We start from the raw sequence: 18309 nt of genomic DNA on the forward strand, positions 1-18309 counted from the left end.
AACGTCAGCCTGTGCCCGTGGAACATCGGCAGGATCACCGCGGCGGCCCTCGTACTCCTGCACATCGAGCACAACCGCACAACCTGATCACCCAACGCCACGACCCGTTACGCGGAAAGGCTCACTGATACAGAGTGGGTGGACAACGACTCCTGAATGAGGCTGCGGGCATGGCTGATCTCGTCCGATGGCAGCGCGGCCAGGGCGTTCTCCAGCGGATTCACGCGGCGCGCGTGGTCGAACCTCTGGACGTCATGTTCCGACATTCCTGTGATGCCTTTAGAGTTGTCGACCGCGAGCGTGGCCGTGGGCATGCCAGCACGGTCCGACGATTGCGCACGTTGCGGGCTGTACAGCATTTTGCGAGCTATCCCATAGTGAGCTGCGGACAGCTTCCGCCGCTCTTCGTAAATGTCGTGCGCCGCGACCAGGACGGACACGGTCAGGTCGTCGAATGCTCGGGTCTTGGCCGTGCTCCGCTGAACGACCTCGGCGAGTGTCGGCGCGGCGGCCGCCTGGTCCAAGCGCTTTCCTTCAGCGGACATCATCGACCCGGACCGATCGCGCAGCCATTGCTTATGTCTGATTTGTGGCATACCGAATATGGCGTCCCGTGCCAGCGACTCCACGTCATGTGGGCCGCTTGGAGCTTCCGCCTTGGCTTCCCATGGCACACCGAACTGTCGGATCTGGTTCATAAAGACGTCGATGGAGAATTCTCCCCGTGGATCTTGCCCGCGGGTAAAGTTCACCATCCGCTGACGAAAGCTCCGTAGGAACGCGTGACTAGCGAGTAGACGCGACAGTGACTCTTCCGACAGCGCTGACACCGTGCCAGAAACGATCGGGTCCAGCGATCTGTTGGCTGCGGAGCCGAGCGCCGCGCCGACTTTGAACAGTTCCCACAGCATCACTTCGCTGGCAGTGCCGGTCCACGTACGCACCCGTGGGCCGTCGAATATGCCCTCGGACCGGCTGTGCAGGTCACCGTCGAGGCGGACCTCGACCGTAGGAACGTTCCAAATGATGATCGACGTGAACGACTGCCACGGTGGGTGCCCAGAAGCAGATTGGACGGCGAGTTGGGCGTAATAGTGACGGAAAGAAAGGTCGCCAGCCGTCGTACTGTCGAGCACAGCGTCGGTGCGGCCGTGGACCAGTGCGAGTCGTACCAGGGCGCTGCCCCAGAAGCCGAGATCGACGAGTAGTCGCCGACATGCCGGCGTGGGCACGTGGTCCGGGCGCGCTGGCAGCGCAGCGAGACTATGGCTCATGTCGGCGGCGAGCCGCTCGAACGCGGCAGGGCTGTTGAGCGCTTCGGTTATGCGCGCCGGTAGATGATCGAGAGTCCAGCGGGAGATCTGTTCGGAGTAGGTATCCATGCCGGGGCCGCCCATCGAGAGAGGCGAGTGGGACGCGAAGGTCGGCGCATCAGGTGAGCACCGGTGATGTGATCATCGCCACTGACTGAGTGATCAGTCAATCATTCGATTGGCCCGTCTGGTTCGCCACCTACCGCCGCTCACCTCGTGGCCAACGCCGCCGCTCGGGCGCGACGAGGACACCGTCGTCATGCGCGAGGAGCGCGCTGACCGCGGCGACCCGATGGTCGCCGGGCAGGACGCCCAGGTCGATCAGAGGCGAGCCAGGCCTGCGGACTCCTTCGCCGAGCCGGGCACCGCGCAGTTCGACCGCTCGGTCACGCTGGTCGACGACCCGCTCGGCGGGTCGGGGCTGCCCTTCGACCTGGAGGGCGCCGGGCGGCGGGCGCTGACCCTGGTGGACGCCGGCACCACGGTCGCCGTGGCGCACGACCGGCGCAGCGGCGCGGCGGCCGACACGGGCTCGACCGGGCACGCGGCCCCGGCCGCTGCCACCTTCGGCCCGATGCCCCGCAACCTGCGCCTGGCCGGGCCCGCGCGCCCGTCCGGCGCCGGGCGGGTCGCGCCGGCCGGGCCGGCGGCGGGCACGGAGGCGCCGGCCGGGCCGGTGCTCGACGCGGCGACGGCCGCCCTCGTCGCCGGGATGGGACGCGGCCTGCTGGTCAGCGACCTCTGGTACACCCGCGTGCTGGACTCGAAGAGCCTGGTGATCACGGGCCTGACCCGCAACGGCGTCTGGCTGGTGGAGGACGGCGTGCCGACCCGGGCGGTGCGCGACCTGCGCTTCACCGAGTCGTACCCGCGGGCGCTCGGCCCCGGCGCGGTGCTCGGCATCGGCGACCGGCCGGTCCGGCAGCCGGACCGGGTCGAGGGGGTCTGGTGGGACGCCCCGGCGCTGCGGCTGGCGGCGTGGAACTTCACCGGCGGCGCGTCCGGCTGATCTGCCGGATCGGGGATTTTCCGGCGCCGGGACACACGGGGCAATACCCTGCGCGAACAGCCTGCGGAGATCGGCGTAACGTGTGTCAATTAGCTGCGCCGGTACACCCGGTGCGGTCGGTGGTGTGCGCGTGACGTGGCAGCGGGGTGCGGGTTCGCCGGTCCGCGTGCCGACCGGAACATGATGCCGCCCGTTGAGGGCCCGTCAGGGAGACGACTCGAATGACATCAACGGCAACGAGGCCGCGGGGAGCGCGAGCGCGCGCCGCCATAGCGGCGAAGACGTTGCGGACGGACCGCTGGTGGTTTGCCCCACTGATCACCGTCGTCGGTCTCACCGCCTGGGTCGCGTACGCGACGGTCCGGGTCTTCATGCACGACTACTACTGGGTGGACGCGTACCACTACCTGACCCCGTTCTACTCCCCCTGTGTCACCGAACGGTGCGTCGAGGGCGCCTCGCACTTCGGCAGCTTCCTGCCCGGCTGGTGGATCATCCCGGACGCGGCGCTGACCCTGCCGTTCCTGCTGCTGTTCCGGCTGACCTGCTACTACTACCGCAAGGCGTACTACCGGTCGTTCTGGCTGTCGCCGCCGGCATGCGCGGTGCCGGACGGGCACAAGACCTACGGCGGCGAGACCCGGTTCCCGCTGCTCGGGCAGAACCTGCACCGCTACTTCTTCTACGCCGCCGCCATCATCTCGCTGATCAACACGTGGGACGCGATCCTGGCCTTCCACTCGCCGAAGGGCTTCGGCTTCGGCCTGGGCAACCTCGTCCTGCTCGGCAACGTGGTGATGCTCTGGGCGTACACGATCTCCTGCCACTCCTGCCGGCACATCATCGGCGGCCGGCTCAAGCACTTCTCCAAGCACCCCGTGCGCTACAAGGCGTGGACGCTGGTCTCCTGGCTGAACGTCCGGCACATGCAGCTCGCCTGGATCACCCTCGGCACCCTGGCGCTGACCGACTTCTACGTCATGGCGGTCGCGGCCGGGTGGTTCAACGACCTGCGGTTCATCAACTAGAGGGCCTGACATGACCACCACGAATCGCATCGAACGACACCACTACGACGTGGTCGTGATCGGGGCCGGCGGCGCCGGCCTGCGCGCGGCCATCGAGGCGCGGCTCGCCGGCAAGAAGACCGCCATCATCTCGAAGTCGCTGTTCGGCAAGGCGCACACGGTGATGGCCGAGGGCGGCGCGGCGGCCGCCATGGGCAACGTGAACAGCCGGGACAACTGGCAGGTGCACTTCCGCGACACCATGCGCGGCGGCAAGTTCCTCAACAACTTCCGGATGGCCGAGCTGCACGCGAAGGAGTCGCCGCAGCGGATCTGGGAGCTGGAGACGTACGGGGCGCTGTTCGACCGTACGAAGGACGGGAAGATCTCCCAGCGCAACTTCGGCGGGCACGAGTACCCGCGGTTGGCGCACGTCGGCGACCGGACGGGCCTGGAGCTGATCCGCACCCTCCAGCAGAAGATCGTCTCCCTCCAGCAGGAGGACAAGGCCGAGTTCGGCAACTACGAGGCCCGGATCAAGGTCTTCGCCGAGACCACCATCACCGAGCTGCTGCTCGACGGCGACCGGGTCGCCGGGGCGTTCGGCTACTACCGGGAGTCCGGCGAGTTCGTCCTGTTCGAGGCGCCGGCCGTGGTGCTGGCCACCGGCGGCGTCGGCCGGTCGTACAAGGTCACCTCGAACTCCTGGGAGTACACGGGGGACGGTCACGCGCTGGCGCTGCGCGCCGGGGCGACGCTGATCAACATGGAGTTCCTCCAGTTCCACCCGACCGGCATGGTCTGGCCGCCCTCGGTGAAGGGCATCCTGGTCACCGAGTCGGTGCGCGGCGACGGCGGCATCCTGAAGAACTCCGACGGCAAGCGGTTCATGTTCGACTACGTCCCCGACGTCTTCCGCAAGCAGTACGCGGACAACGAGGCCGAGGCGGACCGCTGGTACAAGGACCCGGACAACAACCGGCGCCCGCCGGAGCTGCTGCCCCGCGACGAGGTCGCGCGCGCGATCAACAGCGAGGTCAAGGCCGGTCGGGGTACGCCGGCCGGCGGCGTCTACCTGGACATCGCCTCCCGACTGCCGGCCGAGGAGATCCGGCGCCGCCTGCCGTCGATGTACCACCAGTTCAAGGAACTGGCCGACGTCGACATCACCAAGGAGCCGATGGAGGTCGGCCCGACCTGCCACTACGTGATGGGTGGCGTGGAGGTGGACCCGGACTCGGGCGCCGCGTACGGCACCGTGCGCGGGCTGTTCGCCGCGGGCGAGGTGTCCGGCGGCATGCACGGCTCCAACCGGCTCGGCGGCAACTCCCTGTCCGACCTGCTGGTCTTCGGCAAGCGGGCGGGCGGGCACGCCGCCGCGTACACCGATCAGCTCACCGCGCGCCCGAAGGTGTCGGTGGCGGCGGTGGAGACCGCGGTGGAGACGGCGCTCGCGCCGTTGCAGCGGGACACCGGGGAGAGCCCGTACAAGCTCCAGCAGGACCTCCAGGCGGTGATGGGGGATTTAGTCGGAATCATCCGCCGACAAGGCGAGCTTGAAGACGCCTTGGGCAGGCTCGCCGAGCTGCGCGAGCGGGTGGCGAAGGTCAGCGCGGCCGGCGGCCGGCGCTACAACCCGGGCTGGCACCTCGCGCTGGACCTGCGCAACATGCTGGTCGTCTCGGAGTGCACGGCGAAGGCGGCGCTGGATCGCCAGGAGTCGCGCGGCGGGCACACCCGGGAGGACTTCCCGACGATGGACCCGAAGTGGCGCCGGGTGAACCTGGTCTGCTCGCTGGACGGCGACGCCGTGCGGCTGACCCACAAGCCGCTGCCGAAGCTGCGGCCGGAGCTGATGAGCCTGTTCGACCGCGCGGAACTGGCCAAGTACCTGACCGACGAGGAGCTGGCCGAATTCGACGCCCTCGCTGAGGAGGCGGGCAAGTAATGGGAACCAAGCGTCACTTCCGGGTCTGGCGGGGCGACGAGAACGGCGGCGACCTGCAGGACTACCAGGTCGAGGTCAACGAGGGCGAGGTCGTCCTCGACGTCATCCACCGGCTCCAGGCCACCGACGCGCCGGACCTGGCCTGCCGGTGGAACTGCAAGGCCGGCAAGTGCGGCTCGTGCTCGATGGAGATCAACGGGATGCCCAAGCTGGGCTGCATGACCCGGATGTCGACCTTCGAGGAGAACGAGACGGTCACGGTCACCCCGCTGCGCACCTTCCCGGTGATCCGGGACCTGGTCACCGACGTCTCGTTCAACTACGAGAAGGCGCGGGAGACCCCGGCGTTCGCGCCGCCGGCGGGGGTGGCCCCGGGCGACTACCGGATGCAGCAGGTGGACGTCGAGCGCTCGCAGGAGTTCCGCAAGTGCATCGAGTGCTTCCTGTGCCAGAACACCTGCCACGTGATCCGGGACCACGAGGAGAACAAGCACGCCTTCTCCGGCCCGCGTTACTTCATCCGGGCCGCCGAGCTTGACATGCACCCGCTCGACGCCCGGACCGACCGCAAGGAGTACGCGCAGGCGGAACAGGGCCTCGGATTCTGCAACATCACGAAGTGCTGCACCGAGGTCTGCCCCGAGCACATCAAGATCACCGACAACGGGATCATCCCCATGAAGGAACGGGTCGTAGACCGCAGGTACGATCCCCTTGTGTGGCTCGGTAGCAAGATCTTCCGGAGGGGTCAGGTGCCTCAGACCAACGTGACCAGCGCCCAGCACAGCGGCGCGGGGAACTCCGCGGGGCACTTCGGCCCTACGCACGGCGCGTCGGCGCATTCCGGCGCGATGCCCGGCGGCGTGCACTCGCACGCGGGCGGCTCGCACGACCCGAGCGCGGAGGCGCAGGCCCAGAGCGGTGTCAACTGGCACCGCGAGGTGCCGCACCCGACCGCGCCGGCGGTCGGTGAGAACGGCCGGCTCCCGCTGACGGAGCTGACGTTCGACCGGGCGGCCGCGCCGTCCCCGTTCGGCGACGACGTGAAGTTCCCGATCCCGCCGGAGCACCTGAACTTCGCCCACCCGGAGCAGGACAAGCACTGAGCACGACGACTGACGACGACGGGGGCCCGCGGCAGACGCCGCGGGCCCCCGTCGCGTTCCCGCCCGGCGCGCCCGTCCCGACCCTGCCCCCGACCACCTCGCCGATCTTGCACTTTCGGCCCCGGCAAAAGCCGCATCTCACTCATTTCTCGGGCCGAAAGTGCAAGATCGCGGGAAAGGGGAGGCGCGCGGGGTCGTCAGCCGTCGGCGAGCAGCGGGCGCAGGGCGGCGACGATCGGTGCGTCGGCGGGGAGCCAGGTGACGGTGTCGAGTTCGGCGGCGGAGAGCCAGCGCAGCGCGGAGTGCTCCAGGGCCTTCGGCTGGTCGTCGTGGAGCAGGCGGGCGGTGTACACCTTCAACACCGAGCGGCCGTGAGCCATCCGCACGTTGCGGCCGACCCGCTGGCCGACCTCGACGCGTACGCCCAACTCCTCGGCGCACTCGCGGGCCAGCGCGGCGGTCTCGCTCTCCCCCGGTTCGACCTTGCCGCCGGGGAACTCCCACATGCCGGCGACCTCGGGCGGAGCGGACCGGGCGCAGGCCAGCACGCGCCCGTCCGCGATGATCGCCGCCCCGACGATGACCTTGAGATCCCGCCGCTCGGTCTGTTCGTTGTCGCTAGCCCGTTCAGTTCGCACGGGCATCCAGCGTGCCAGATCAATCGGCGGTTTGGGTAGCTCGGTCGGCCGCTAGGCCAGTAGAAGTGGGAAGTGTGGGCGTGGACACACCTTCGAGTCGGGCGGAAGACTGGAGGGCACCGAGAAGACACGGGATGGCGACGATTTGGCCACAAGCCGGCAGCGACCCCTGGGAGGTACGGTGATGCGGGTGCTGTTCAGGGGACGCGCAAAGCACGACTACCTGAGCGACGCCCTGAACCTGCTGACCGGGTGGAGCAGGGAGGGCGAGCAGATCCGGCGCATTCTATTGATCGACGACACGCAGCACGCCGCGCTCACCGAACGGGTCAAGGTGGTCGCCGACGCCCTGCACCTGCGCCCCGAGATCAGCCGCCGGGACGACCAGACCCAGATCCGGGTCGGGCACGGCGACGGGGAGCCGCTGTCCGAGGGCGAGGTCCTGCTGGCCGCCCGCATCGAGGACGCGTACCGGGCCGTCACCGGCTCCTGACCGCCCTCCCACCGAGCCTGATGCGCGACGGCGAGTTCCTCGATCCGCTGCTGGTCCCCGTGTACGACGCCGAGTGCCGCTGGGGGCCCGACGACGACTTCTTCCTGGCGGTGGTGAACGAGACGCCGGCCGCCCGCGTACTCGACCTGGGCTGTGGCACGGGCCGACTCACCCTCGCCCTGGCCGCGGCCGGGCACTCGGTCACCGGCGTCGACCCCGCCGGGCCGTCCCTGGCCGCCGCGCGGCGCAAGCCCGGCGCCGACCGGGTCACCTGGGTGCGGGCGGCGTCCCCGGCGCTGCCCGACCGGGCGTACGACGTCGCCGTCATGACCAGCCACGTCACGCAGGTCTTCGTCGCCGACGACGAGTGGGAGCGTACGCTCGCCGACCTGGCGCGGGCGCTGCGGCCCGGCGGCCGGCTGGCGTTCGACTCGCGCGACCCGGCCGACCGCGCCTGGGAGCGCTGGAACCCGGTCGACTCGCGGCGGGTGATCCGGCTGCCGGACGGCCGCCGGGTGCGGGCCTGGACGGAGGCGACGGAGGTACGCGACGGTGTGGTGGACTTCACCCACCACTACGTCCTGCCCGACGGGGCGGAGCGGCTCAGCTCCGCCACGCTGCGCTTCCGGAACGAGGCGGAACTGCGCGACTCGCTCCGGGCCGCCGGCTTCACCGTCGAGCGGGTCCACGGCGGCTGGCACGGCCAGGCCGTGGGCGAGGGAGACGGGGAACTCGTCGTCGTCGCCCGCCGATGAGGGGCGTTGGCGTGGTCCACCTACCGTGAGGTGCATGGCCAACGCGACGTACGACCGCAAGGAGCAGTACCAGCAGATCCAGAGCGGCCTCCTCGACGGGGAGCAGATCATCGCCGTCTACGACGCCATCGGCACCGGGACGGGGTTCATCGGCCTCACCGACCGGCGGGTGATCATCCAGGACCGGTCCTTCGTCGGCAAGCGGTACGCGATCACCAGCATCCCGTACTCGAAGATCACCAGCGTCAGCGTGGTGAGCAACAAGTCGTGGGGCGGGTCGTTCTTCTCCACCGGCGCCATCGCGATCCACGTCGGCACGCACACGTACGAGGTCGAGTTCCGGGGCGCCCAGAAGAGCCACCACGTGCACAACGTGATCCTGCACTACATCTCCTGAGCCTTTCCCTGGCCGACGTGACCGCGGGCAGGACCGGTTGTTGCCGGTGCTGGGGATACTGGTCCGCATGCGGTGGCCACTCTCCACGCCGACCTGGATCCGACGGGCCGTGGGCGCGCGCCGGCTGCGCCTCCTCGCCCTCGCGGCGCTCGTCGGGGCGGTGCTCGCGACGATCGGCACGGTGGCCAGCGTGGCGTGGGTGCGCGGCGGCGCCGACGGGCACCTGTTCAGCGAGCGGGACGTCCCCGAAGCGCCGGTCGCGCTGGTGCTGGGCACCAAGGTCGAGCCGGACGGGACGCCCTCACCGTTCCTCGCCGCGCGCCTGGAGATCGCGCGCCGACTGTTCGCCGCCGGCAAGGTACGGGCGATCCTGCTCTCCGGCGACAACATGAACCCCGGCTACAACGAGCCGGACGCGATGCGGCGCTGGCTGCTCGACCGCGGCGTGCCGGCCCGGAAGCTGGTGCCGGACTACGCGGGCTTCGACACGTACGACTCGTGCGCCCGGGCGAAGCGGGTCTTCGGGGTGGACCGGGCGACGGTGGTGACGCAGTCCTTCCACCTGCCCCGCGCGGTGACGGTGTGTCGGCGCCTCGGTATCGAGGCCAACGGGGTGGGCGACGACAGCGCCAGGGCGAACGCCACGAGGTGGCGGGTCAGCTCCACCCGCGAGTACGGCGCGTGCGTGAAGGCCGCACTGGAGGTCCTGTCCGGACGCGACCCCGTCCACCTTGGCCGGCGGGAGCCCGGCGTGGACGAGGCGCTGGCTGGCGCGTAGTGCGGGTTCGCTCTTGCCGATCATGCGGTTGTGGTGCCAGAAAAGCCGCGAACGCCCACTTTGTCAGGCACCACAGCTCCATGATCGACGCGCAACGAGCCAGCTCAGCAGCGTCGCCGTGTACTGCGGGCTGATGCTGTCGACGTCCTCGCCCTCGCCGAGGGTGGGATAGTGGTCGCAGCCGTCGAGCCGGCAGACGGTCGCCGGCACGGCCGCGCCGGCGGTGGCGCGGCGCCAGGCGGCGATGCTGTCCTCGATGGGCACCCAGGCGTCGGTCGCACCGTAGAACAGCAGCACGGGGCAGGACACCCGCGCGAACACCGGCACCGGGTCGAAGTCCATGTCGCGCCAGGTGCCCGGCTGGTCGGGCAGCTCGCGCGGCACGTACACCAGGGGAAACCAGGGGCGCCCGGCGCACCGGTCCACCGCCGCCTGCGCGGTCGCGCGGTCGCTGTCACCCCGCAGGTACGCCTCGACGGTCGTACGCAGTCGGTCCAGCTCGGCCAGGTCGGCGGCGCCGTAGCCGTGGCGGCGGAGCTGCTCGGCCGTGCCGTAGCGCATCTGCGCGGCGGGGCTGACCCCGCTGCTGGAGACGAGCACCAGGAAGGCGACCAGCTCCGGGTGCAGCGCAGCGGCCAGCGGGGCAGCCCAGGCGCCCTGGCTCAGCCCCCACAGGCCGACCGGCACGTCGCCGACGTACCGGCGCAGGACGCCGAGGGCCGCGACCGCGTCGGCGGCCTGCTCGGCCAGCGGCACGTCGTGACCGCCGACGCGCGGCCGGCGGTCGAAGCGCAGCACCGCGATCCCCGCCTCCGGCAGCACCCGGGCCAGGTGGGTGTAGCAGAAGAAGGACCGTTCCCCGGCCTCGGCCGCGTGCAGGACCACCACGCCACCCCGGGCCGGGCCGGCGGGCAGGTCCACCGTGGCCGGCAGGCGCAGGCCGCCGACGTCGATCGTCAGCTCCAGCTCACCCGGCCCTGCGGCGAAGTCCACAAACTCAGAGTGTAGGGAAGGCTGCTACGCCGGCCGCTGCGGCAGCGACTCCCGCGTCCCGAACCGACAATCACGGGTCGTGGACCCGGCCCGTCTCGAGACTGTCCACAGCACCTTCCAGAGATAGTCAACGGAGCGTAGTCTTCCCTCCTCAGGCGCAAGATCGTCACGCCGTAGCCATGGGGAGACCGCATTCGGCGTACTTCCGTACCGCTCGCCACGACGCTGGGTGCGGGGGCCCTGCTGTCGGCAGCCACCGCATGGGGCGCGGCCTGGATCCGGTTCGCGGATGCCCCCCGCCTGAACATTCTCGTCCCGCTGGCTCTGGCTGCGGTGTTCGTCGTGGGCTGGCTGCTGGCCTCTCGGGCAGCGCCATCCTTGAAGCCGCTGCCGGCGACCGCTTCTCCCCGGGAGAGGATTCCGGGGAGGCTGGGAGCGGTGCGCCGCGACTGGGGATTCATCGCCGCGTTCTACCTCACCGTGTGGGCACCGAACGTAGCGGCCATCACCGCCTATGGCGGTCGCGGGTCGATCGTGGGCCCCCTGGCCCGCCCGGTGGCGGGACATCGCGGGCACGGACAAGCAGCGCAGGGTCTCCGCCGCCTTCGTCTCCGACTCCGGCCACGTGGTCTGGGGCGTGACGCAGGAGGAGGACCACACGGAATATCTGCGTGCCGGTGCCGCACCGGTACGCCAGACCGACACCGCGCTCGCCGTTGAGCCGCTTCCCCAGCCGTCCCGGTACTTCCCCAACGTGCACGCCAGCCACCTGGGCATCGCGGCGGTCGGCGCCCTCCTCGCCGTCCCGTACCTGCTGGGCGTCGTCCCCCACTGGGTCGGCCTGCTCCTGGGCGTGATCGCGGGAGCCCTGGGACTCTTCGCGGGGATGACGATGGACGGAGAGGGCGTGGACCAGGAACCGTGGACCCGCTGTGAGAGGTCGCACCCGTCGCTGCAGTGAGTCGCGCCGTCGCACAACCGACGGCGAGGTGCAGGCCGTGGCGGCGGGCCGGATTCAGACGTTGAAGCGGAACTTAGGTGCGCCCTCCCGTGACCTGCCGCAGCCTGATCGGCACGCTGGTCACGTCCCGTCTTGGGCTCACGTCATTGGTCGCTGATTGCCAGCGTTTCACGCTGTCTTGTGCCCCGTGTGTGCCCCTGACGGCTCCATGACCTTGAACGGCTCTCGGATTATGGCGGGAAGGTCGCCCAAGGTAGCGATAACCGGCCCGCCCCAGCTGGGGTCGGTGTCGTTGTGCTCCGTGGTCCGGAAGACGGTCATACCGACCGCTGCCGCCCCGGGCAGCTCACCGTCCGAGCCATCGCCAACAAAGACGCACTCCGCTGGCCCAACGCCCACGCCCTCAGCAGCAAGGTGATAGATCGCCGGGTCTGGCTTGGCCAGCCCGACATCGCAGGAGAAGATCGCGACGTCGAACCGGTGGGCGAGTCGGCTCTGCGGCCATGCCTCGGCAGTGTCCGAGGTGGCGTTGCTGATGAGGGCCAGCGGATGCCCGTCGCCGCGTAGCGCGTCGAGCACCTCCAGGGTGGCGGTCGAGACACTATCCAGCACCCGGCGCCCGAGGGCTCGCCGATGTTCACCGGCCCGTGTCACCTGTTCGTTGGTTGGTGCGCCGCCGAGGCGTCCGGCGAGGATGCGGATGGTCTCCTCCACGTCCCACCAGACCATCCGGTCCCGCCAGGTGGCGTGGTACGCGGCGACCAGCGCGGCCGGAGCCACCCCGACCATGACCGCCATCTCGCCGACTACCTTGTCGCGCTCGTCGTCGGCACCCCCGATCAGGGTGTGGTAGAGGTCGAAGATCACTGGCCGAGGCATGCGAGCATCCTACTGAGATCGTCAGCGCTGTCACCGTGCTTGCCATCCCGTCTGAGTTCGACCAGCCCGTCTGGGGAGGGGGGGCCGCCGCCCGGCCCGCCACGTCAAGTGGACCTTGACGCACGTACGGACGCTGCTGGAACAGGCTGAGTCGGCTCTCGTGTCGCGGACCGCGCCCCCGGCGGACACCGCCACAGTGGCGCGGTTGACCCAACCTCGCCCGGCACGGACCCGGCTCCCGGGGTCGGAGGTGGCCACCGGCGGCCACCCTCCCCCTCCCAGGCGAGGGTTGACCTGACCCTGCGCGGCTGCGGAGCCGGCTCCTGGACGACCGGCATGCCGTTGCGCGGCCACCGCCCCCATGCTTGGGCCTTGCCGGTCAAACCAGCCGCGGCATTCTCGGACCCACCTCGCACAAGCCCAGCCGCCGAATGATGACCACGGCGGTCCCGGCGGCGTCCCGGCCAGTGTGAGTGGTCACCGCGAGCCGGCAACCGGGTGACCACTCCTCTCGGTCTTCAAAGCTGGGCTACAAACGGAGCCGGAAACGAGCCCAGCCAGCCGGCCCCCGCGCAACCCGTCGTGTCCACCGCCGTACGCGTCCGGCCGGTGTCGGCGCTGCGCGCGATCCTGGTGATGATCGGCGCTGGCAGGCTTGGCTCGCAGCCGTATCTCCGGCTCTCCAATACCGCGCCGTGCGCGCCGGGGCGTGACCGGCCGCCAGGCCGCACGCGCGCCCCGGCGCACACGGCGGCGGGCCGCTTGCGGCCCGCCCTTGACCAAGTAAAGAAAGTCTGAACACGCTACGCTCAGGCCACAGCGAGGGCCGGCTATGCAGCGCGCGACTGCTCCCACGGGTAGGGCATCGCCTTGAGCCTTGCTACATGCTCAACGTGGCGTCGGTGCCGCTCCACGTCGCCAACGGCTTCCGCTTCGTCGGCCCAGCTCTGAACCTCGGCAATCCACGCCTCATGGTCGGTGCGCAGCAGGTCGCGAAGCGCCTGGATGTGCTGATCAACGCTCATCTTCCGAACCTCCTAGCCGCTCATCGAGCCTACCAAGCTCGTACCGGCTGTCCTCGACTTGCTGCCGGTAGAACTCCTGGTGCTCCTCGTACTGCTTGATGAAGGTGCGAGCCCGCTCAATCTGGGCAACGAGCCTCATCCGCTCGAACTCGTCTCGCTCTTTCGGGGTGGTCACTCCGGGGACTCTCCTATTCGTTACGACTCGGCCACGTTCAGCTATGGCGAGGTTTCGCGCGTCAGGCGCTCAGTCGCTTGACAAACACGTCAGCGATCTCCCGCATGCTGGTGACCACCACGTCCGCTCCGGCTGCCTGGAACATCTCGACCTTGGCCGGTCGGTTCGCGTACCCGATCACCCGCGTCCCCGCCGCCTGCGCCCCCTCAATGTCCGCAAGCGAGTCCCCGATCAGTACACACCGGCCAGGGGACTCGCCCACCGCGCGCGCGGCTTGATGGATCGGGGCGGGGTTGGGCTTCATGCGCTCTGGGTCGGCGTACGCCCGGCCGACGACTGGCGAGACGTGCATGGCAAGGCGGTGCGCTGCCAGGTAGGCGCTCACCGCACCGGCAGAGTTGTTGCTGACAACCGCCACGGGAAGGCCAGCCTGTCGGGCCGCAAGCGGGTCTCGGTCTGCGCCTGGGCGAGTTGCTCGCACTTCGCGTCGAGGATGTCGACTTCACCGCCCGGACGGCACGGATCGAATGGCAGTTCGCTCCACAGTCCAAGATCAGGACGGTACCGAAGACGCCTCGGTCCCGCCGGACCGTGCCGCTTCCTCTGGTGGTCGCCAACGCCGTCCGTGAGCACCTGGCGGAGTTCCCACCGACCACCGACGGAACCATCTTCACCACCCGCTTCGGTAGCCCGTACCGGCACGACTACTACGGCTCGCGCATCTTCGGGGCGGCAGCCGAGCAGGCCGGGCTACCGGAGAACATCACGACCCACGACCTACGCCACCATTACGCCTCGGTCCTGCTCATGCAGGGCGAGTCGGTCATCGTGGTGGCCGAACGGCTGGGGCACGAGAACGCGACCCTCGTCCTGTCGACGTACGGCCACCTGATGCCGGACTCGGAGGAACGCACTCGGCGGGCGGTCGATGACGCTTGGGGTTGTGCCCCGGATGTGCCCCCGAGCGAGGGCACAAGCGTGTGAGCTGCGGGAAGGGGCCGGTTTCAGACGTTGAAGCGGAACTCCACCACGTCGCCGTCCTGCATGACGTACTCCTTGCCCTCGATGCGGACCTTGCCGGCCGACTTCGCCGCCGCCATCGACCCGGCCGCGACCAGGTCGGCGTAGGAGACCACCTCGGCCTTGATGAAGCCGCGCTGGAAGTCGGAGTGGATCACGCCCGCGGCCTCGGGGGCGGTCGCGCCGACCGGGATGGTCCAGGCCCGCGCCTCCTTCGGCCCGGCCGTCAGGTACGTCTGGAGCCCGAGCGTGCGGAACCCGACCCGGACCAGCTGGTCCAGGCCCCGCTCGGACTGCCCGATCGACTCCAGCAGCTCGCGGGCCTCCTCCTCGGGCAGGTCCACCAGCTCCGACTCGATCTTGGCGTCCATGAAGACCGCCTCGGCCGGGGCGACCAGGGCGCGCAGCTCGTCGAGGAACTCGGCGTTGGCCAGCTCGGCCTCGTCGACGTTGAAGACGTACAGGAACGGCTTGGTGGTGAGCAGGTGCAGCTCGCGCAGGTGCTCCAGCTCGATGCCGGCCGCCGCCGCGCCGGCGTACAGGGTGGTGCCGCCGTCGAGGACCTCGACCGCCTGCTTCGCGGCGGCCACGGCGGCGGCGCGGTCCTTGCGGAGCTTGGCCTCCTTCTCCAGCCGGGGCAGCGCCTTCTCCAGCGTCTGGAGGTCGGCCAGGATCAGCTCGGTGTTGATCGTCTCGATGTCGTCGGCCGGGGAGACCTTGCCGTCGACGTGCACCACGTTCGGGTCGGAGAAGGCCCGCACCACCTGGCAGATCGCCGACGCGTCCCGGATGTTCGCGAGGAACGCGTTGCCCCGACCCTGCCCCTTCGAGGCGCCCCGGACCAGGCCGGCGATGTCGACGAACGACACCGGGGCCGGGAGCACCTTCTGCGAGGCGAAGATCTCGGCCAGCTTGTCCAGCCGCTCGTCCGGCAGCCCGACGACGCCGACGTTCGGCTCGATGGTGGCGAACGGGTAGTTCGCCGCGAGCACGTCGTTCTTGGTCAGCGCGTTGAACAGGGTGCTCTTGCCGACGTTGGGCAGGCCGACGATCCCGATGGTGAGGCTCACGGGCCGCCAGTCTACGCGGCCGTCCGGGCCGGCCTCCGGCCGCCGCGCGTTCGGCAGGGGCAGTCGGGCCTCACCCAGTGCAGTGGCTGGTGGGCAGGGTGCCGCCGCCGACCCAGATCACGTCCTGCGCGAGCAGGTGCGCGCGGACGTCCTCGACGTTCGGCATGGGGAACAGGGCGACGTGCGAGACGCGGAACCGGGTGCCGGCGAACGCCCCGTAGACGGCGGTGAACGACGTGGGCTGGTCGCCCACGGCCTGGCCGAGGTAGCACAGCCGGGGCTCCGGGCCGGTCTGGGCCAGCTCGGCGGCCAGCTCGAAGACCGGCCCGGGGCGCAGGTCGTACGGGCCGCGGTCACGGCCGAAGAAGCCCATGCTGGTGGCGACGATGGTCGGTTCGCTGGCGGGCACGCTGGCCCCTGTCCTCTCGTCGGTACGTGGTGCAGACCCGGACGCCGCGGCTCAGGATCTGGACGCCGCCGCGAGCAGGGTGCGCAGCAGGTCGGCCAGCCGGGTGCGATCCTCCGGCGGCAGGACGTCGAGGATGCGCCGCTGCACCGCGAGTCCCGCCTCCACCGACTCCTCGACCACCCGGCGGCCCTCCTCGGTCAGGCTGACCCGCAGGCCGCGCCGGTCGGCCGGGTCGGGGCCGCGGCGCACCAGCCCGGCCCGCTCCAGCCGGTCCAGCCGGCCGGTCATCCCGCCGGAGGTGAGCATCATCGCGGCGGCGAGCGCCTTGGGGGAGAGCGTGTACGGGTCACCGGCCCGCCGCAGGGCGGCCAGCACGTCGAAGTCGCCCCGGCTGATGTCCCAGGCCGCGTACACCCGTTCCTGCTCGTCGCCCACCAGCCGGGCCAGCCGGTAGATACGGCCGAAGACCGCCATCGGTTCCGGCCGTAGCCCGGCCCGCTCGCGGCGCCACTGCTCGACGATGACGTCCACGTCGTCCGGCTCGGTCATCCCGGCATTGTGCCGCAGCTCGCACTGGCGGCCTTTACTCACCCGTGATTTGCTTACCACTAAGCTACTTAGCATCGAGAGGTTGAGCCGATGAGCCGAGGTGCCGCCGATCTGCTGGCCACCGCCGTCGCGCCCGCGGCCTGGGGTACGACGTACCTGGTCACCTCCGAGCTGCTGCCGCCCGACCGGCCGCTCTGGTCGGGGGCGATCCGGGCGCTGCCCGCCGGCCTGCTGCTGCTCGCCCTGACCCGGCAGTGCCCCAACGGCGGGTGGTGGTGGCGGGCGGCCCTGCTCGGCGCGCTCAACATCGGCGCGTTCTTCCCGCTGCTCTTCCTCGCCGCGTACCGGCTGCCCGGCGGCACCGCCGCCGTGCTCGGCGCGGCCCAGCCACTGCTGGTCGCCGGGCTGACCGTGCTCGTCCTGCGCGAACGTCCCCGGCCACCCGCCCTGCTCGCCGCCGCCGCGGCACCGCTGGGCGTCGCCCTGGTCGTGCTCCGGCCGGGCGCCGGGCTCGATCCCGTCGGCGTGGCCGCCGGCCTGGCCGGGGCTGCCGCGATGGCGGCCGGGCTGGTGCTGACCCGCCGCTGGGGCCGCCCCGCCGGGGTCGGCATCCTCGCCGCGACCAGCTGGCAGCTCACCGCCGGCGGCCTGATGATCACGCCGTTGGCGCTCGCGCTGGAGGGGCCGCCGCCGGCTCCCGACGGCCCGGCCCTGCTCGGGTACGCGTGGCTCGGGCTGGCCGGCACCGCCGTGGCGTACGCCCTGTGGTTCCGCGGGGCGGCGCGGCTGCCGCTGACCCAGGTCTCCGTGCTCGGCGCGCTCAGCCCGCTGACCGCCGCCGTGCTCGGCTGGCTCGTGCTGGGGCAGGCGCTGGGCCCGGCGCAGCTCGCCGGATTCGCCGTTGCCGTCACCGCGACCGTGGTCGGCCAACTGCCGGACCGCCCTCCGCCCCCCGGGCCGGTCAGCCGGCCAGCACCCGCCGCTCCCCCGCGCCCGGCCCCGCCCCCTCCGGCGCGGCCGTCGACAGCTCCAGGTCAGCCACCGCGGCCAACTCGGGGGTGGTGAGCTGACGGCGGATGGCCGGGGACAGCTCGCGGGCCGCGGCGGCCGGCAGGGTGAACCGGTGCGCGGCGGACGGACCTGCGGCCTCGGACTCGCCGAGCATCCAGCGCACCTCGTCGGCCGTCCAGCCGAGCCCGGGGCGGCCGGCGATCTCCCGGACCAGGCGCAACCCCACCCGCGTGTCGTCGTCGTAGAAGCGCATGCACCAGTGGTGCGCCCACATGCCGAGGGCGCGCAGACCGGCGGCGTCCAGGGACGCGACGAGCCGCCCGCAGGACGTGTCGCGGAACGCCCGCCCGGGATCACCCGCCCGGTCCCGCTCCAGGGCGCCGTACGCCGCCGGCGCGACCGCTCGCATCCGGTCGTAGAAGCTCTGGACCACCGTACGGTCGAGCCGCGCCCGCCCCGACCGCATCAGCGGACACCTCGCCCGGCCACGCTCGCCATCGCCGCCACCCCTTCTTGAGTTTGGTGGCGGGACCGTACCGGCCATGACCGACACTTTCGGGACACGGGGGTCGACAAGGGGATGCCACCAGGTGGCAAGCGAGGCAGCTTTAGCTGTCTTGGGCATGCTGTGGTTGTCCCGTTGGCGTGAGGGAATGGGCGGCGTCGGAGGGCGTTTCGTGTGTCGCCGTTCGGCGTCGGTATGCGGCCGGCTTGTCGGGTCGGGTGGTCCAACATGGTCGGTGAGTCGCTGGCTTCGGCCGTCAGGGTTGGGT

19 protein-coding genes and 4 pseudogenes are annotated in these 18309 nt (G+C 70.7%); 12 read left to right on the forward strand and 11 right to left on the reverse strand.

From position 1 onward, the window contains the following. Positions 1-87 (forward strand): annotated as a pseudogene (locus ABGB16_RS30540) (IS5/IS1182 family transposase); the annotation flags it as partial. A 20-nt stretch (positions 88-107) separates the two neighbouring features. Here ABGB16_RS30540 and ABGB16_RS30545 read toward each other — a convergent pair. Continuing rightward, a complete protein-coding gene (locus tag ABGB16_RS30545) occupies positions 108-1382 on the reverse strand; it encodes a hypothetical protein (protein WP_347671542.1) in 1275 nt (424 codons plus the stop codon). A gap of 277 nt (positions 1383-1659) precedes the next feature. On the opposite strand from ABGB16_RS30545, the pseudogene ABGB16_RS30550 reads away from it, so the two are divergent. The 4 genes and pseudogenes from ABGB16_RS30550 to ABGB16_RS30565 form a co-directional block, all read left to right on the forward strand. Beyond that, positions 1660-2322, forward strand: a pseudogene (locus ABGB16_RS30550) (metallopeptidase TldD-related protein); the annotation flags it as partial. Between the two features lie 221 nt (positions 2323-2543). Further along, positions 2544-3350, forward strand: coding sequence for a hypothetical protein (locus tag ABGB16_RS30555; RefSeq protein WP_347671543.1), 807 nt, complete (start codon positions 2544-2546; stop codon positions 3348-3350). A 10-nt stretch (positions 3351-3360) separates the two neighbouring features. After that, positions 3361-5277, forward strand: coding sequence for a fumarate reductase/succinate dehydrogenase flavoprotein subunit (locus ABGB16_RS30560; RefSeq protein ID WP_347671544.1), 1917 nt, complete (start codon positions 3361-3363; stop codon positions 5275-5277). After that, positions 5277-6383 carry a succinate dehydrogenase/fumarate reductase iron-sulfur subunit gene (locus tag ABGB16_RS30565; protein WP_347671545.1) on the forward strand — a complete coding sequence of 369 codons (1107 nt, stop codon included), beginning with the start codon at positions 5277-5279 and terminating at the stop codon, positions 6381-6383. Before ABGB16_RS30560 ends, ABGB16_RS30565 begins: the two co-directional genes overlap by 1 nt. A 197-nt stretch (positions 6384-6580) precedes the next feature. On the opposite strand, the gene ABGB16_RS30570 is transcribed toward ABGB16_RS30565, so the two are convergent. After that, positions 6581-7021: a (deoxy)nucleoside triphosphate pyrophosphohydrolase gene (locus ABGB16_RS30570; RefSeq protein ID WP_347671546.1), complete on the reverse strand. Its 441-nt coding sequence runs from the start codon at positions 7019-7021 to the stop codon at positions 6581-6583. Between the two features lie 184 nt (positions 7022-7205). Here ABGB16_RS30570 and ABGB16_RS30575 point away from each other — a divergent pair, with 184 nt between their 5' ends. The 4 genes from ABGB16_RS30575 (at position 7206) to ABGB16_RS30590 (ending at position 9444) form a co-directional block, all read left to right on the forward strand. Then, the gene (locus ABGB16_RS30575) at positions 7206-7514 is read left to right on the forward strand and encodes a pterin dehydratase (RefSeq protein WP_347671547.1); all 309 of its coding nucleotides are present in this window, start codon (positions 7206-7208) and stop codon (positions 7512-7514) included. Between the two features lie 20 nt (positions 7515-7534). Further along, a complete protein-coding gene (locus tag ABGB16_RS30580; protein WP_347671548.1) occupies positions 7535-8269 on the forward strand; it encodes a methyltransferase domain-containing protein in 735 nt (244 codons plus the stop codon). A gap of 34 nt (positions 8270-8303) precedes the next feature. Then, positions 8304-8666, forward strand: coding sequence for a PH domain-containing protein (locus tag ABGB16_RS30585; RefSeq protein WP_347671549.1), 363 nt, complete (start codon positions 8304-8306; stop codon positions 8664-8666). A gap of 67 nt (positions 8667-8733) precedes the next feature. Beyond that, the gene (locus ABGB16_RS30590) at positions 8734-9444 is read left to right on the forward strand and encodes an ElyC/SanA/YdcF family protein (protein ID WP_347671550.1); all 711 of its coding nucleotides are present in this window, start codon (positions 8734-8736) and stop codon (positions 9442-9444) included. A 63-nt stretch (positions 9445-9507) separates the two neighbouring features. On the opposite strand, the gene ABGB16_RS30595 is transcribed toward ABGB16_RS30590, so the two are convergent. After that, on the reverse strand, positions 9508-10437 hold the full coding sequence (locus tag ABGB16_RS30595; RefSeq protein ID WP_347671551.1) for an alpha/beta hydrolase: 930 nt from the start codon (positions 10435-10437) through the stop codon (positions 9508-9510). Positions 10438-10951: 514 nt separating this feature from the next. Between ABGB16_RS30595 and ABGB16_RS30600 the strand changes: the two genes are divergently transcribed. Continuing rightward, entirely contained in the window at positions 10952-11398 is a 447-nt protein-coding gene (locus ABGB16_RS30600; RefSeq protein WP_347671552.1) for a hypothetical protein, read from the forward strand. Positions 11399-11566: 168 nt separating this feature from the next. Here the strand turns inward: ABGB16_RS30600 and ABGB16_RS30605 are convergent, their stop codons facing one another. The 4 genes and pseudogenes from ABGB16_RS30605 to ABGB16_RS30620 all read right to left on the reverse strand — a co-directional run. Next, positions 11567-12277, reverse strand: coding sequence for an HAD family hydrolase (locus ABGB16_RS30605; RefSeq protein ID WP_347671553.1), 711 nt, complete (start codon positions 12275-12277; stop codon positions 11567-11569). A gap of 830 nt (positions 12278-13107) precedes the next feature. After that, positions 13108-13302, reverse strand: a complete 195-nt coding sequence (locus ABGB16_RS30610; protein ID WP_347671554.1) for a hypothetical protein — start codon at positions 13300-13302, stop codon at positions 13108-13110. Beyond that, positions 13292-13477, reverse strand: a complete 186-nt coding sequence (locus ABGB16_RS30615; protein WP_347671555.1) for a hypothetical protein — start codon at positions 13475-13477, stop codon at positions 13292-13294. The genes ABGB16_RS30610 and ABGB16_RS30615 overlap by 11 nt, the downstream gene beginning before the upstream one ends. Before the next feature lie 61 nt (positions 13478-13538). Further along, positions 13539-13931 (reverse strand): annotated as a pseudogene (locus tag ABGB16_RS30620) (HAD-IA family hydrolase); the annotation flags it as partial. Between the two features lie 17 nt (positions 13932-13948). Here ABGB16_RS30620 and ABGB16_RS30625 point away from each other — a divergent pair. After that, complete coding sequence (locus ABGB16_RS30625; RefSeq protein ID WP_347671556.1) at positions 13949-14461, forward strand: site-specific integrase; 513 nt, start codon at positions 13949-13951, stop codon at positions 14459-14461. 20 nt (positions 14462-14481) lie between these two features. On the opposite strand, the gene ychF is transcribed toward ABGB16_RS30625, so the two are convergent. The 3 genes and pseudogenes from ychF to ABGB16_RS30640 all read right to left on the reverse strand — a co-directional run bounded on the left by ychF (position 14482) and on the right by ABGB16_RS30640 (position 16525). Then, positions 14482-15567: a redox-regulated ATPase YchF gene (ychF, locus tag ABGB16_RS30630; protein WP_347671557.1), complete on the reverse strand. Its 1086-nt coding sequence runs from the start codon at positions 15565-15567 to the stop codon at positions 14482-14484. A gap of 94 nt (positions 15568-15661) precedes the next feature. Beyond that, positions 15662-15976, reverse strand: a pseudogene (locus ABGB16_RS30635) (peptidase E); the annotation flags it as partial. A 51-nt stretch (positions 15977-16027) separates the two neighbouring features. Continuing rightward, complete coding sequence (locus ABGB16_RS30640; protein WP_347671558.1) at positions 16028-16525, reverse strand: MarR family transcriptional regulator; 498 nt, start codon at positions 16523-16525, stop codon at positions 16028-16030. Between the two features lie 90 nt (positions 16526-16615). Between ABGB16_RS30640 and ABGB16_RS30645 the strand changes: the two genes are divergently transcribed. Then, the gene (locus ABGB16_RS30645) at positions 16616-17590 is read left to right on the forward strand and encodes an EamA family transporter (protein WP_347671559.1); all 975 of its coding nucleotides are present in this window, start codon (positions 16616-16618) and stop codon (positions 17588-17590) included. Here ABGB16_RS30645 and ABGB16_RS30650 read toward each other — a convergent pair. Next, positions 17487-18002, reverse strand: a complete 516-nt coding sequence (locus ABGB16_RS30650) for a hypothetical protein (protein WP_347671560.1) — start codon at positions 18000-18002, stop codon at positions 17487-17489. The two genes, ABGB16_RS30645 and ABGB16_RS30650, sit on opposite strands and share 104 nt — an antisense overlap. Positions 18003-18309 lie beyond the last annotated feature (307 nt).

The sequence above is a fragment of the Micromonospora sp. B11E3 genome (assembly GCF_039871625.1).
GTDB lineage: Bacteria > Actinomycetota > Actinomycetes > Mycobacteriales > Micromonosporaceae > Micromonospora.